Annotated in this window: 11 protein-coding genes; 7 read left to right on the forward strand and 4 right to left on the reverse strand. The window is 65.5% G+C overall.

The annotated features are described in order from the left end of the window. Positions 1-155: 155 nt before the first annotated feature. The 7 genes from pstS to phoR all read left to right on the forward strand — a co-directional run bounded on the left by pstS (position 156) and on the right by phoR (position 6900). Positions 156-1187 (forward strand): phosphate ABC transporter substrate-binding protein PstS, encoded by a 1032-nt coding sequence (gene pstS, locus KHP16_RS26015; RefSeq protein ID WP_115952528.1) that lies wholly within the window; start codon positions 156-158, stop codon positions 1185-1187. 61 nt (positions 1188-1248) lie between these two features. After that, on the forward strand, positions 1249-2214 hold the full coding sequence (gene pstC, locus KHP16_RS26020; protein ID WP_109580656.1) for a phosphate ABC transporter permease PstC: 966 nt from the start codon (positions 1249-1251) through the stop codon (positions 2212-2214). Then, positions 2211-3113 carry a phosphate ABC transporter permease PstA gene (pstA, locus tag KHP16_RS26025; RefSeq protein ID WP_109580657.1) on the forward strand — a complete coding sequence of 301 codons (903 nt, stop codon included), beginning with the start codon at positions 2211-2213 and terminating at the stop codon, positions 3111-3113. The genes pstC and pstA overlap by 4 nt, the downstream gene beginning before the upstream one ends. Before the next feature lie 24 nt (positions 3114-3137). Continuing rightward, a complete protein-coding gene (gene pstB / locus KHP16_RS26030; protein ID WP_109582615.1) occupies positions 3138-3926 on the forward strand; it encodes a phosphate ABC transporter ATP-binding protein PstB in 789 nt (262 codons plus the stop codon). Between the two features lie 73 nt (positions 3927-3999). Beyond that, positions 4000-4704 carry a phosphate signaling complex protein PhoU gene (gene phoU / locus KHP16_RS26035; protein WP_109580658.1) on the forward strand — a complete coding sequence of 235 codons (705 nt, stop codon included), beginning with the start codon at positions 4000-4002 and terminating at the stop codon, positions 4702-4704. Positions 4705-4737: 33 nt separating this feature from the next. Further along, positions 4738-5445, forward strand: a complete 708-nt coding sequence (phoB, locus tag KHP16_RS26040; RefSeq protein ID WP_109580659.1) for a phosphate regulon transcriptional regulator PhoB — start codon at positions 4738-4740, stop codon at positions 5443-5445. 129 nt (positions 5446-5574) lie between these two features. After that, positions 5575-6900 carry a phosphate regulon sensor histidine kinase PhoR gene (phoR, locus tag KHP16_RS26045; RefSeq protein WP_109580660.1) on the forward strand — a complete coding sequence of 442 codons (1326 nt, stop codon included), beginning with the start codon at positions 5575-5577 and terminating at the stop codon, positions 6898-6900. Between the two features lie 18 nt (positions 6901-6918). Here phoR and KHP16_RS26050 read toward each other — a convergent pair whose 3' ends face one another. From KHP16_RS26050 to ppk1, 4 genes are all read right to left on the reverse strand, one after another. After that, positions 6919-9555 carry a fimbria/pilus outer membrane usher protein gene (locus KHP16_RS26050; protein ID WP_211961432.1) on the reverse strand — a complete coding sequence of 879 codons (2637 nt, stop codon included), beginning with the start codon at positions 9553-9555 and terminating at the stop codon, positions 6919-6921. Between the two features lie 44 nt (positions 9556-9599). Continuing rightward, positions 9600-10421, reverse strand: a complete 822-nt coding sequence (locus KHP16_RS26055) for a fimbrial biogenesis chaperone (RefSeq protein ID WP_211961433.1) — start codon at positions 10419-10421, stop codon at positions 9600-9602. A gap of 35 nt (positions 10422-10456) precedes the next feature. Beyond that, entirely contained in the window at positions 10457-11014 is a 558-nt protein-coding gene (locus tag KHP16_RS26060; protein ID WP_109580663.1) for a fimbrial protein, read from the reverse strand. A 114-nt stretch (positions 11015-11128) separates the two neighbouring features. Then, positions 11129-13222, reverse strand: coding sequence for a polyphosphate kinase 1 (ppk1, locus tag KHP16_RS26065; protein WP_115952905.1), 2094 nt, complete (start codon positions 13220-13222; stop codon positions 11129-11131). Between the last annotated feature and the right edge of the window lie 77 nt (positions 13223-13299).

The following is a 13299-nucleotide window of genomic DNA, read 5'->3' on the forward strand; positions in this document are numbered from 1 at the left end:
GTCCGGTCGGCCGGGGGACCTCTGACAGCCACCCACCGCCACGCCAGGCGACTTTTGAAGAACATTGCGTGATGTCACGGAACTGTCATACAGACGGCATACAGTTCGACTTGTCAAAAATTTGTCATTCCCCAACCATGTTCTCTGGAGGACATATGAAGCTGGTCAAGACTGCCGTGGCAGGCATCGTTTCGATGGTGGTAGCAGGTACTGCGTTCGCGGCGGAAATTACCGGTGCAGGCGCCTCGTTCCCGGCGCCCGTGTATTCCAAATGGGCAGATGCCTACCAAAAAGCAACGGGTAACAAGGTCAACTATCAATCGATCGGTTCGTCGGGCGGCCTGAAGCAGATCGGCGCCAAGACGGTCGATTTCGGTGCTTCGGACGCGCCGCTGAAGGACGATGAACTGGCCAAGCAAGGCCTCGTCCAGTTCCCGACGGTGATCGGCGGCGTGGTGCCCGTGATCAACCTGCAAGGCGTGAAGCCGGGCGAACTCGTCATCACCGGCGAAGTGCTGGCGAACATCTACCTGGGCAAGATCAAGAAGTGGGACGATCCCGCGATCGCCTCGCTGAACCCGAAGGTCAAGCTGCCGAACCAGGACATTCTGCCGGTGCGCCGCGCCGACGGTTCGGGCACGACCTTCATCTTCACGAACTACCTGGCGAAGGCCAGTGCCGACTGGAAGAACACGGTGGGCGAAGGCACGACCGTGAACTGGCCGGGCGGCGGCACGGGCGGCAAGGGTAACGAAGGCGTCGCCGCGTTCGTGCAGCGTCTGAACGGCGCGATTGGCTACGTGGAATACGCGTACGCCAAGCAGAACAAGATGACGCACCTGAACATGAAGAACACGGCCGGTGAAACGGTGCAGCCGAGCGACGACGCGTTCCGCGCCGCCGCCGCAGGTGCGGACTGGAGCAAGACGTACTACCAGATCCTGACCAACCAGCCGGGCAAGGGCGCATGGCCGATCGCCGGCGCGACCTTCATCCTGGTGCACAAGAGCCAGGACAAGGCCGCGCAGGGCACGGAAGTGCTGAAGTTCTTCGACTGGGCCTACAAGAGCGGCGGCGCGATGGCGACCGACCTCGACTACGTGCCGCTGCCGGAATCGGTCGTGAACCAGATCCGCAACACGTGGAAGACCTCGGTGAAGGACGCTTCGGGCAAGGCGCTGTATTAAGCCGTGTCACTGGCCGGGCCCCGGCGGCCCGGCCGTTGTTCAACGTAACCTCGATTCCACCATGGCGACTTCGTCCGATCTTCCGGCCGTACGGCCACCAAGCCGCACCGGCGACATCCTGTTCGGCGGGCTGACCCGCGGCGCCGCCATCGTGACGTTGCTGCTGCTGGGCGGCATCATCGTTTCGCTGGCCATCAGCGCATGGCCGTCGATCAAGCAGTTCGGCATCGGCTTCCTGTGGAACGCCGAGTGGGATCCCCCCGCGGACGTGTACGGCGCGCTGGTGCCGATCTACGGCACGATCGTGACCTCCCTGATCGCCCTCATCATCGCCGTGCCGGTCAGCTTCGGCATCGCCCTGTTTCTCACCGAGCTGTCGCCGGCCTGGCTGCGTCGACCGCTCGGTACCGCCATCGAGCTCCTCGCCGCGGTGCCGTCGATCGTCTACGGCATGTGGGGCCTGCTCGTGTTCGCGCCGATCTTCGGCGAATATTTCCAGAAGCCGCTCTCCTCGACCATCGGGCAGGTGCCCGTGATCGGCAAGCTGTTCCAGGGCGCGCCGCTCGGCATCGGCCTGCTGTGCGCGGGCGTGATCCTGGCGATCATGATCATCCCGTACATCGCCTCGGTGATGCGCGACGTGTTCGAAGTCACGCCCACGCTGCTGAAGGAATCCGCTTACGGCGTGGGCTGCACGACGTGGGAAGTGATGTGGCGCGTGGTGTTGCCCTACACGCGCGCCGGTGTCATCGGCGGCGTGATGCTCGGCCTGGGCCGCGCGCTCGGCGAGACGATGGCCGTGACCTTCGTCATCGGCAATACGAACCTGCTCGACAGCGCGTCGCTGTTCGCGCCGGGTAACAGCATCACCTCGGCCCTCGCCAACGAGTTCGCCGAAGCAGGGCCGGGCCTGCATACGGCCGCGCTGATGGAACTGGGCCTGATCCTGTTCTTCATCACGTTCGTCGTGCTGGCCCTCTCCAAACTGCTGCTGCTGCGCCTTGCGAAGAACGAGGGGGGCAAATGAACCAAGCTAGTCAAGCCATGGCGACTTCTTCCATTCCCGCGGTCCGGCCCGATGCCGACGCCGTTCGCGCGCGCCTGCAAGGCTCGCGCCGCCGAACCAACCTGTACGCGCTGACCGCATCGCTCGGCGCGATGGCCTTCGGCCTGTTCTGGCTGATGTGGATTCTCTGGACCACGATCTCGCTGGGTATTGGCGGCCTGTCGCTCGATCTGTTCACGCAGATGACGCCGGCCCCGAACACCGCCGGCGGCGGTCTGGCCAACGCGATTTTCGGCAGCTTCGTGATGGTGGGCGTCGCCACGCTGATCGGCACGCCGCTGGGCGTGCTCGCGGGCATCTACCTCGCCGAATACGGCCAGAAGAACATGCTGGCCAGCCTTATCCGCTTCATCAACGACATCCTGCTGTCGGCGCCGTCGATCGTGATCGGCCTGTTTGTCTACGCGCTCGTGGTGACCCGCATGGGCCATTTCTCGGCCTGGGCGGGCATCTGCGCGCTGGCGCTGCTCCAGGTGCCGATCGTCGTGCGCACCACCGAGAACATGCTGAACCTCGTGCCGAATGCGCTCCGTGAAGCCGCGGTGGCGCTCGGCACGCCGAAGTGGAAGATGGTGATGTCGATCACGGTCAAGTCCTCGTACGCGGGCATTATCACCGGCGTGCTGCTGGCGGTGGCGCGTATCGCCGGCGAGACCGCGCCGCTGCTGTTCACGGCGCTCTCCAATCAGTTCTGGAGCACGGACCTCGACAAGCCGATGGCCAACCTTCCCGTGACGATCTTCCGCTTCGCGATGAGCCCCTTCACGGAATGGCAGCAACTGGCCTGGGCTGGCGTTTTCCTGATCACTGTCGGTGTGCTGGCGCTGAACATCATCGCGCGCATGCTGTTCAAGAAATAACCGAATTCAAGCGAGACAATGACCATGACCTCTACCGTCATCGACATTCCCGATACCGTCCGCGCCAAGATCGACGTGCGCGATCTGAACTTCTACTACGGCCAGTTCCACGCGCTCAAGCACATCAACATGTCGATCCCGGACCGCAAGGTCACGGCGTTCATCGGCCCGTCAGGGTGCGGCAAGTCCACGCTGCTGCGCACGTTCAACAAGATGTTCGCGCTGTACCCGGAGCAACGCGCCGAGGGCGAGATCAACATGGACGGCGAGAACCTGCTGACGAGCAAGCAGGACATCGCGCTGCTGCGCGCCAAGGTCGGGATGGTGTTCCAGAAGCCGACGCCGTTCCCGATGTCCATCTACGACAACATCGCGTTTGGCGTGCGACTGTTCGAGAAGCTGTCGCGCTCGGAGATGGACGACCGCGTGGAATGGGCGCTGTCCAAGGCCGCGCTGTGGAACGAGGCCAAGGACAAGCTGCACCAGTCGGGCTACGGCCTCTCCGGCGGCCAGCAGCAGCGCCTGTGCATCGCGCGCGGCATCGCCATCCGTCCCGAAGTCCTGCTGCTGGACGAGCCGTGCTCGGCGCTGGACCCGATTTCGACGGGCCGCATCGAGGAACTGATCGCCGAGCTCAAGGACGAGTACACCGTGGTGATCGTCACCCACAACATGCAGCAGGCCGCCCGTTGCTCGGATTACACCGCGTACATGTATCTGGGCGAACTGATCGAGTTCGGCGAGACCGAGAAGATCTTCATCAAGCCGCACCGCAAGGAAACGGAAGACTACATCACCGGCCGCTTCGGTTAATGCCAAGCGTTTGACGGATCAACGGACGTCGTAACATAGTGCGTGATGCACGCAGAGCGGCCAGGAGAACACCATGACTGACAAGCACCTCTCGACCCAGTTCGATGCCGAACTGAACGCCATCAACACCAAGCTGCTGCAGATGGGTGGTCTGGTGGAGTCGCAGATCGAAACGGCGATGCGCGCGCTGGCCGATTTCGACAGCGAGATGGCGGACCGCGTGATCGCGCGCGAGCTGCAGCTCAATGCGCTCGAGGTCGAAATCGATGCCGACTGCAACAACATCATCGCGCGCCGCCAGCCGACCGCGCGCGACCTGCGCCTGGTGATGGCGATTTCCAAGACGATCACGAACCTCGAGCGCGCGGGCGACGAGGCCGAAAAGATCGCCAAGCGCACCAAGCACATCATGGAAGATGCGGCCGCGCACACGATCAATTATTCGGAAGTGAAGCTGTCCGGAGAGATGGCGATTCAACTGCTGCGCCAGGCGCTGGACGCCTTCGCGCGTCTGGACACCGTCGCCGCCGCCCGCATCGTCAAGGACGACAAGGCGATCGACGACGAATTCCGCGCGTTCGTGCGCAAGCTGATTACGTACATGATGGAAGACCCGCGTACGATCTCTGTGGCACTCGACTTCCTGTTCATCGCCAAGGCGGTGGAGCGGATCGGCGATCATGCCAAGAATATCGCGGAGTTCATCATCTACATCGTGAAGGGTACCGACGTTCGCCACGCCTCCCGTGAAGACATGGAGCGGGAAGCGCTGAGCTGACGCGGTGCGGGACTGATAGCGGAGAAAAATTACATGCCAAGCAGTATTCTCGTTGTCGAGGATGAACCGGCGATCGCGGAACTGATCGCCGTCAACCTGCAGCACGCGGGACATTACCCGATCCGGGCCTATAACGCCGAGCAAGCCCTTTCCCTGATGAGCGACGTCCTGCCCGACCTCGTGCTTCTGGACTGGATGCTTCCCGGCAAGTCGGGTGCGACCTTCGCCAAGGAGCTTCGCTCCAACGATCGCACCAAGCAGATTCCGATCATCATGCTGACGGCCCGCAGCGAAGAGCAGGACAAGGTCATGGGCCTGGAAGCCGGCGCCGATGACTACGTGACCAAGCCGTTCTCCCCGAAAGAACTGCTCGCGCGCATCAAGGCCGTGCTGCGCCGCCGCGCGCCGCAGCTGACCGACGACGTGGTGGCGATCAACGGCCTGCGGCTCGATCCGGCCACGCACCGCGTGACCGGACAGGACGACTCCGGCCCGCTGAAGCTTGACCTCGGCCCCACCGAGTTCCGGCTGCTGCACTTCCTGATGACGCATCCGGAGCGCGTGCATAGCCGCTCGCAGCTGCTCGACCAGGTATGGGGCGACCACGTCTTTGTCGAGGAACGTACGGTGGATGTCCATATCAAGCGCCTGCGCGCCGCGCTCACGCCAGGCGGCTACAGCAACATGATCGAGACAGTACGCGGCAGCGGTTATCGCCTGGCCCGTTCGCCGAACCACTGACCCGTCGAGGGGATTCGCCATGCCGTGCCACGGGGATCATTCCGTGGCACACTCCGTCGCAAACGCGGTGGCTTCCTGTGAGCGCCGCCGAAAGCGCCGTCTGAAGCCGTTCGATTCCCTGACCTCCGCATGAATATCATCTGGGCCCGATCCGCGGCCGCCCTGATCAGCCTCGCCGTCATCGCGGCGGCGATCTACATGTTCTCCGGTGCGGTGCCGGCGTTGCTCGCCCTGTGCGCGATGCTCTTCGCGCTGCTGGGCTACTACCTGTTCCAGATCAACCGGCTGTGGAAGGTCCTCGACGCGCCCGCCTATGGCGAGATTCCGAGCGCGCTGGGTATCTGGGGCGAGGTCTATTACCGCTTGCACCGGCTCGTCAAGCGCTGGCGCACGCAGGTGCTCCAGGTGGAGCAGCAGCATACACGTTTCATTCAGGCCATCCAGGCATCGCCATACGGTGTGCTGATGCTCGACGACGCCGACCAGATCGAATGGTGCAACGGCGTGGCCGAGCAGCACTTCGGCCTCAACGCGCGGCGCGACGTGCGGCAGCGCATCACGCATCTGATCCGGCGCCCCGAGTTCGTGCAGTACCTCACGCGCGAACGTTACGACGAGCCGCTCGTCATGCGCGACATGGGCGAGCACAAGCGCAACGTGACGGCCGTGCAGATCCTTCCCTATGGCGAGAACCGAAAGCTCGTGCTGACCCAGGACATCACCAAGGTGGAGAACACCGAAGCCATGCGGCGCGATTTCGTAGCGAACGTTTCGCACGAACTCAAGACGCCGCTGACCGTGTTGACGGGTTTTCTGGAAACGGTGCGCGACCTGCCGGTTTCCGAGGAGGACCGCCATCGATACATCGACATGATGCTCGTGCAGTCGATGCGCATGCAGCGCATCGTCGAGGATCTGCTGGCGCTCGCCAAGCTCGAAAGCGACGCGCAGGCGCCGACGTTCGACCGCATCAACGTGGCCGCGCTGGCCGCGCACCTCGTGCACGACGCGGAGGCGCTGTCGCAGCAGCGGCATCGCATCGAAGTGGATATCGATCCAGCCGTGGTGTTGCGCGGTGCCGAGCTCGAGTTGCTGTCCGCGCTGGGCAATCTCGTTTCCAACGCCGTGCGCTACACGCCGGACGGCGGCCGCATCGCCATCCGCATGAAGTTTACCGATGGCCATTCGGTGTTCTCGGTCAGCGATACGGGGCTCGGCATCGCGCCCGAGCATATCCCGCGTCTGACGGAGCGGTTCTATCGCGTCGACCGCAGCCGGTCGCGCGACACGGGCGGCACGGGCCTCGGACTCGCCATCGTCAAGCACGTGCTGTCGCGCCACCATGCCGATCTGCGGGTGACCAGCGAACTCGGTCGCGGCAGTACCTTCCGCATCATCTTCCCCGAGGACCGCAGCGGCTACGCGCCGGAAGACGAGACGCGGCAGGTGGCTTAGCCTGTCAGCGAATTCGGGCTACCGTCTGCACGTTCCTTCGCCTGCCGGCAGGTCGGAGGAGCCCCCGGCGAGCACATAGTCGAGCACGCACTGCTCGTGCGGCCCGGCGCCCCATGTCACCGTGAGGGCGCCCGCGTCCTCCATCAGTCCACGCACCAACGCCCGTCCGCCCTGCGCGACGGTGCCGAGCGCGCGGCCGTCCGCCGCGAAGATCTCCGCGCCGAAGGACATGGGCAGGCCGTCCGCCATGCGCGCGCGGATCAGCGCGGGCCGCCCCGAGCGATGCGCATCGAAGCGCGCGCGGACCACCGCGCCGGCGGTCGGCGCGACATGGTGCGTATCGGTTTTCAGTTCCACGCTCAGCGGCAGCCCGCGCGGATCGATTTCGATGGCATTGCGCGAAAACGGCTGCAGGTTCGAGACCACGGCGCGTCCCCATGGGCCGACGCGCATGCCGCTGGCCGAGGCGATACGCGCGCCCGGCGCATCGTCGGCTTCCACGACCGCCAGCGTGTCGCCCTGCGCGGGCGAAAGCGCGAGGCCGCCCGCATATCCGACGATCATGCCGGAGATGCCGCCACCCGCCTGCCGATAGCCGGAGGCCACGCCGGCGTTGCCGTTGATCGCGGCGAGGGTGCCGACGTAGGCGGCGTTGGCGCTTGCGCCGTACGCTTCGCGTGGGCCGCCGGCATTGGCGATGCGGCTCGCGGTTGCCGTGACGCCGTAGGCCAGCGTGTTGTCGCGCCCCGCGGTGCCGGTCAGGCTCTGCTGCGCGGTCAGGTGCCCACGCGGGTCGTAGGTGAGGGCCGAGCCCGCATAGGGCCGGTGCGTGCCGTCGCCGAGCGGCACGCCGAGCGTCAGCATGACACGCGTGTCCCATCGGCCTGCGTCCATATCCAGCAATCGTGCGGCGGACAGGCTGTAGTGGACGCGACCCAGGCGATGGCTGTAGCCGATCTGGAATTGGCCGTGGCGTCCGTCGCGATGGCGGAAGGTCTGCATCGAGCCGGAGAGATAGAACGTCCCGTGTTGTGTGCCGATCGGCTGATTGACGATCGCCTGCACGCGGCCGATGGGCTGCATGGTCATTGCCATGTCGGGAGACGGCGCATGCCTCGGCGCGATGGCGTCCGCGAGCGAGAGATAGCCGTCGCCAGCGAGGCGGTAGCCTGACAGCGACACGCTTGTGCCGGTGAGCGGGAAAGTCCGTTGATAGGCAACCCGCAGGCGCTGGCCCCGGTGGGTGGTGCCGTCGGCCGAGGCGGCGAACGTTTGCGTGATGTCGGCCGCGAATGCGCCGTACGCGGTGTTCAGCGCGACGCCGGCCGCGAGGGCCGCATAGTCCCGCGATGCCGCGATGCCGCCCTCCAGTGTCACGAGATTGGTGAGGCCATGGCGCACCGTGGCCTGCGCGAGCCACGGCGTGGCGTCGCTCGAAGACTGTCGGCCTTGATTGGCCCGATATTGCCCCGCCCGGTGTTGTCCGACCCGGTGTTGTCCGACCCGGTGTTGGCCGACCGTCAGGGCCATGCGCGTGACACCGGGGCGCAGCGCCTGGACCGTGGCCGTGAATGGCACGCGCCACGCGCGCACGCTGCCGTCCGCTTCCGTGACGCTGACGTCCAGGTCACCGCCGTAGCCCGTGGGATACAGATCGCCGATCTCGAATGCGCCCGGCGCGACGGTGGTCTCGTAGAGCAGCGTGCCGTGCTGGCGAATCTGCACGCGCGCGTTGGTGTTTGCCATGCCGCGCACGGCGGGTGCGAAGCCGCGCCGCGATTCGGGCAGCATGCGGTCGTCGCTGGCGAGGCGGATGCCGCGGAAGCCCACACTGTCGAACAGCGTGCCATCGGTGAAGCCGTCGCCGACGGTGAGCTGGCTGTCGAGCGGGGCGATCGCGCGTTGCAGCGACGTTTGCATGGCGCGGTACGTGGTGCGGTATGTGGTGCGGCCATCGCCACCATCCCGCGAGGCAGCGCTAAGATTGCCGTCATGGCGCAGGCGCCACGGGCCGAGATTGATGCCGCCACGCAACCCTGCATAGGCCTGCATGGAGGTGCCCGCGCTGGCTTGCGAGTAACGTGTGCCGTAGACGCTCGCGTCATAACGCAGCATGGCGGCGGTCACGCCGTCGTCCCATTCGTCTGGGTCGATGGATCCGCGCGCGCGCGTGGCGAGAGCGACCTGCGGCACGCCGATGTCCATGCGGAAGTCGCTCATGTCGACATGCGCGGTGGCGCCGTCGATCAACGTGTCGATCGGATGGCATGTCTCTGCCGGGCCGGTCAGTGCCGCCGTGGCCTCCCGCGTCAGCCGTGCGGTATCGACGCCGAGCCGCGTGAGCAGCGCGCGGTCGATGCAGGGCTGGGGCAGGGCGCCGTAGCCGTTCACATGGTCGAGGCGGATGTCCGCGCGTCCAATCCGGCGGCCATTGAGGTGGAGCGCGAGCGGATGCACGCCCGGTTGCACGGGGTTGCCGTAGGCGAAGCGCGCGCCGTCGATGGGCGGGCCGTCGCCGCGCAGAAAGCCCATGTCGAATTCGACGGCGGCGAGCATCGTCGCCTCGTTACGCGCCGCGCCGGTGGGCGCGGGCGCGGTGGCGGCGACGAGTGCGAGCGCCATGGCCGCGGCACGCGCGGGGCGGGCGGCGCGCATTACGAAAACCAGTACGGAGGTGCCACGTGTCGTTCCCGGCGATCCTAATCCGCTGCCGCCGACCGGTCCACGGACGGCGTCCAAGACAGGGATCCAGAAAGGGACCCGGACAGGTACGACGTACCGCCATAGTCGTTGATGGCGCCGAATCGCACACGCGTGCCGGGGGCGGGCCGTGCGCCGTCGAGCGGGAACCGCCTGGACTCGCCGGGGGCAAGCATGCCGCCGATGGGCTCGCGCCCGTCATCCCGGCCATCGTCCCGATGGCCTCCATCGGCCCCACCGCCATTCGTTAACCCAATGTCGACAAGCGTCACGTGATACGGAGTGGGATTCGTAGCCTCGAGCGCCATGCGGCCATCGACGCGCGCAACGCGCCATGTCACGTGCGCGGGCGCTTCGGCGGCGGAGCCGGCCAGCTTGGCAGGCCGAAAGAACAGCTTGATCCGCGTGCGGAACGCCATGTACAGCAGGTTGCCTTGCGCGGCATCCCCCGTGGGCCGCGGCGGCACCTCGAGGACGTTGAGAAAGAACAGCGACTCCCGATCGCCCGGCAGCGGGTCCCCCGCATACACGATCCGGAGCGTCTGTCCCTTGCCCGGGTCGATGCGCGCGATCGGCGGCGTCACCACGAATGGCACATCGATCGCCGCGGGGGACGCCGCGGCATCGCCCGCGTCGATCCACACCTGCGCGAGCGCAGGCTGGCTGCCCCCATTGGTCAGGCGGACCGTGGCCTCCGCGTCCGGCCCGTGGTAGACCACGCGCGTGTTGTCGAGAACAATCGACGCCTGCGCCGGAACGGAGACGGCCAGCGCGGCGGCAATGGCCACCCGCATTGCGGCAGGTGCGAATCGATACGCCATGAAGAGAACCGCTGCAACCGCGAGCGTGGCCGCGCTTACTGGTAAGTGATCGTGTAGAGCACGCGCGCCGTCGCGATGCCGCCGAGCGCGGGGCCGGTGGCCACATACTCCGCCGCATACTTCAGCGTGGCGCTGCCATCGGCCTCGACGATCGCGGACATCGCATTCTGGTTACCGCCATTGAGGCTGATGCGGCTGCCGTCGCCATTGAGCAGGGCGATCTGCACGTTCGTGGCGGCCGAGCCGCCGGACATTCCCGCGCCGCTGTCCAGTTTCAGATGACCCGTTGTGAGATCGAGATTGGTACTCGGCTCGAAGTTCGCCGACACGCGGCCCGCTTTCGGATCGCAGCCAGTGAGCCGCATCGTGAACGGCGTGAGACCCGCGGTCGCACCCGGCGTCTTCAGCGCATCGGCGGAGACGGTAGGCAGCGCGACGTGAATATCGGCAGCGCCATCGGCCAGGCCGTTGATCTTGCAGGTGCTGGTATTGACCTTGCCGTTGAAGGTGATGGTGCCGCTGGCGGCATGGGCCCGCATGACGAGCAGGGTGCTGCTGGCGATCAGCAGCAGGGACAGGAGCTTGGCATTCATGACATGGGAATCCGTGTTGGGGATGGCAAAGTCTAAGGACCCGGCCGTCCCGTCCACACGATCTCAACACATCTTTGCCATCTCCCCTCCCACACACGAACAGACACGCGCGCGTCAGCTGCCGAACCACTCCAGCAGCGCAAGCTGGCTCACGAACGGCTTCTTCGCGCGCGACGGCCTGCGCGCGTACTCGCCATCGGGCTGCATGATCCATGCGGTCGTGTTGTCGCGCAGATGCACCTGCAACCCTTCCTTGATCACACGCGCCTTGAGCGCGCGGTCGAGGATCGGGAACGCGACCTCCACGCGGCGGAACAGGTTGCGGTCCATCCAGTCCGCGCTGGACAGATAGAGCACGTCGTCGCCGTTCGCCCGGAAGTAGTAGACGCGATGGTGTTCGAGAAAACGTCCGACGATCGAGCGTACCGTGATGTTCTCGGACATGTCGGGCACACCGGGCCGCAGCGCGCAGACGCCGCGCACGATCAGGTCGATCTTCACGCCCGCGCGGGACGCCTTGTACAGTTCCTCGATGATCGACGGCTCCAGCAGCGCGTTCATCTTGGCGATGATCCGCGCCGGTTTGCCCGCGCGCGCGTTGCGCGCCTCGTTGCGGATGTGGTCGACGAGGTTGCTATGCATCGTGAACGGCGACTGCCACAGATGGTTCAGCCGAATCGTGCCCGCTGTGCCGGTCAGCAGCTGGAACACGTGATGCACGTCCTCGCAGATTTTCTCGTCCGCGGTCAGCAGACCAAAGTCGGTGTAGAGCCGTGCGGTGCGCGGATGATAGTTGCCGGTGCCCAGGTGAGCGTAGCGGCGCAGCTGCACGGCCTTGCCCTTGACGATGCTCTTGCCATCGCTCGGCTCCCGCCGGACGATCAGCAGCATCTTCGCGTGGCACTTGTGGCCGACCACGCCGTACACCACGTGGGCGCCCGCGGACTCGAGCCGCTCCGCCCAGTTGATGTTGGTCTCTTCGTCGAAGCGCGCGAGCAGTTCCACCACGACGGTGACTTCCTTGCCGTTGCGCGCCGCGGACATGAGCGCTTCCATCACCGCGGATTCGTTGCCGGTGCGATAGACGGTCTGCTTGATCGCCACGACGTTCGGATCCGATGCGGCCAGCTGCAGCAGATCGAGCACCGACGTAAAGCTCTCGAACGGATGGTGCAGCAGAACGTCCTGATGGCGAATGACATCGAACATGGGCGCGCCCGGCGGAAAGGCCCTGACCGGAGCCGGCACGTGTGGCGGGTACTTGAGCGTGGGCCGATCGATCAGATCGGGAATCTGCATGAGCCGCACGAGATTCACGGGGCCGCTGACGCGATACAGATCCTGCTCGCCGAGTCCCGATTCCAGCAGCAGCCGGCGCGCGAGCGGGGGAGGCGTGTCGGAGGACACCTCGAGCCGCACCGTATCGCCGAAATGGCGCGCGGGCAGTTCGCCCTGCAGCGCCTCGCGCAGATCGGTGATGTCGTCTTCGGAGACGAACAGGTCGGAGTTGCGCGTCACGCGAAACTGGTAGCATCCCTCCACGGCGATGGCCGGGAACAGCTCGTGCACGAAGGCCTGCATGAACGACGAGAGCATGACGAAGCCATACGGGTAGCCCGACAGCTTCTCCGGCATCTTGACGACGCGTGGCAGCGCGCGCGGGGCCTGCACGATGGCGAGGTCCGCATCGCGGCCGAAGGCGTCCTTGCCGGACAGTTCGACGACGAAGTTCAGGCTCTTGTTGAGCACGCGCGGGAAGGGATGCGCGGGATCGAGCGCGATCGGCGTGAGCACCGGACCGAGTTCACGCACGAAGAAGTCGCGCGCCCACTCGCGCTGCACGTCGGTCCACGTGCCCATGAGGTGGAAGTAGACGCCTTCCTGCTCGAGCGCGGGGAATATGACGTTCTGCAGCATGTCATACTGCGAGGCAACGAGGCGCTGCGTGCGTTCTGTGACCAGTTGATAGGTTTGCAGGAACGAAAGCCCATCCGGCGTGGTGCCCGATGGGTTGTCGCGGATCTGCTCCTTGAGACCCGCCATCCGGATTTCGAAGAATTCATCGAGGTTGCTGGAAACGATGCAGATGAACTTGAGCCTTTCCAGCAGCGGGACGTTGGGGTCGGCGGCTTGCGCCAGGACGCGCGCGTTGAATTCGAGGATACCCAGTTCGCGGTTAAGCAGGGTACCGGGCGCAGTCGTCGACATGGTCATGAATGTTCTTTTTCGGAATGTGGCGACTTTTCCATAGTTGTGTGTCATTTACATGACACTTTGGATTTGTC

It is taken from the genome of Cupriavidus plantarum (assembly GCF_905397285.1).
Taxonomy (GTDB): domain Bacteria; phylum Pseudomonadota; class Gammaproteobacteria; order Burkholderiales; family Burkholderiaceae; genus Cupriavidus; species Cupriavidus plantarum.

What these genes read in the sequence shown, in the direction of transcription:
- KHP16_RS26050 (WP_211961432.1), bottom strand. Translation starts at nt 9,555, where the DNA reads ATGCGCGCCGCCCGCCCCGCGCGTGCCGCGGCCATGGCGCTCGCACTC.
- pstB (WP_109582615.1), top strand. Translation starts at nt 3,138, where the DNA reads ATGACCTCTACCGTCATCGACATTCCCGATACCGTCCGCGCCAAGATC.
- phoU (WP_109580658.1), top strand. Translation starts at nt 4,000, where the DNA reads ATGACTGACAAGCACCTCTCGACCCAGTTCGATGCCGAACTGAACGCC.
- KHP16_RS26055 (WP_211961433.1), bottom strand. Translation starts at nt 10,421, where the DNA reads ATGGCGTATCGATTCGCACCTGCCGCAATGCGGGTGGCCATTGCCGCC.
- pstS (WP_115952528.1), top strand. Translation starts at nt 156, where the DNA reads ATGAAGCTGGTCAAGACTGCCGTGGCAGGCATCGTTTCGATGGTGGTA.
- phoR (WP_109580660.1), top strand. Translation starts at nt 5,575, where the DNA reads ATGAATATCATCTGGGCCCGATCCGCGGCCGCCCTGATCAGCCTCGCC.
- pstC (WP_109580656.1), top strand. Translation starts at nt 1,249, where the DNA reads ATGGCGACTTCGTCCGATCTTCCGGCCGTACGGCCACCAAGCCGCACC.
- ppk1 (WP_115952905.1), bottom strand. Translation starts at nt 13,222, where the DNA reads ATGTCGACGACTGCGCCCGGTACCCTGCTTAACCGCGAACTGGGTATC.
- KHP16_RS26060 (WP_109580663.1), bottom strand. Translation starts at nt 11,014, where the DNA reads ATGAATGCCAAGCTCCTGTCCCTGCTGCTGATCGCCAGCAGCACCCTG.
- phoB (WP_109580659.1), top strand. Translation starts at nt 4,738, where the DNA reads ATGCCAAGCAGTATTCTCGTTGTCGAGGATGAACCGGCGATCGCGGAA.
- pstA (WP_109580657.1), top strand. Translation starts at nt 2,211, where the DNA reads ATGAACCAAGCTAGTCAAGCCATGGCGACTTCTTCCATTCCCGCGGTC.